This is a genomic window from Collinsella aerofaciens (genome assembly GCF_032584215.1).
GTDB lineage: Bacteria > Actinomycetota > Coriobacteriia > Coriobacteriales > Coriobacteriaceae > Collinsella.
This window is the reverse complement of the sequence record NZ_JAWHPN010000117.1, coordinates 1-473: the sequence shown is the minus strand read 5'-3', so window position 1 is coordinate 473 and position 473 is coordinate 1. Positions and strand designations below refer to the sequence as shown.

At 51.8% G+C, this 473-nt stretch carries 1 protein-coding gene; it reads right to left on the bottom strand.

Annotated features, from left to right (window positions below; all coding sequences use genetic code 11):
- On the bottom strand, positions 1 to 342 hold a 342-nt coding region (locus RX395_RS10025; RefSeq protein WP_316367355.1), incomplete at its 3' end, for a cyclase family protein.
- Between the last annotated feature and the right edge of the window lie 131 nt (positions 343 to 473).

Genomic DNA, 473 nt, shown 5'->3' with positions numbered 1-473 from the left:
GTCTTGTATTGCTCCGTCCCGTTCCTCCGCAGCGCGCAGGTCGTCGGCTGTGATGGCTTCAAATTTACCCCGGCGGATGTTCAGCATCTGGGTGGGTACCAGGAAAAACTCGCTCACATCATATTCATCAATGTTTTTTCCGTGAGCGGAGAAGTGGGCCGGTGCGTCGATGTGGGTGGCTACGTGGGTTGTAATGGTATACTCCTCCATCTTGTTGGTAAAGCCCTGCGCCTTTTCCTGTTCCTCCGACGGTTCGAGGATATAGCGCAGCAGCACGGGCGGCGCCGACTTTGGCTTTGGCATACCCGGAGATATCACGGTGGATAGATCAATTAATTTCACTTTCTTCACCCGCTTTCAGGCATTTCGTTTCTACACAGTACACAGAGCAGCTCAGAGATCTCTCTGAGCTCATCTATATGCATGCATACATCATACACTCGCTGTGCCTGTGTCTTAGAAAATGTCCAGGC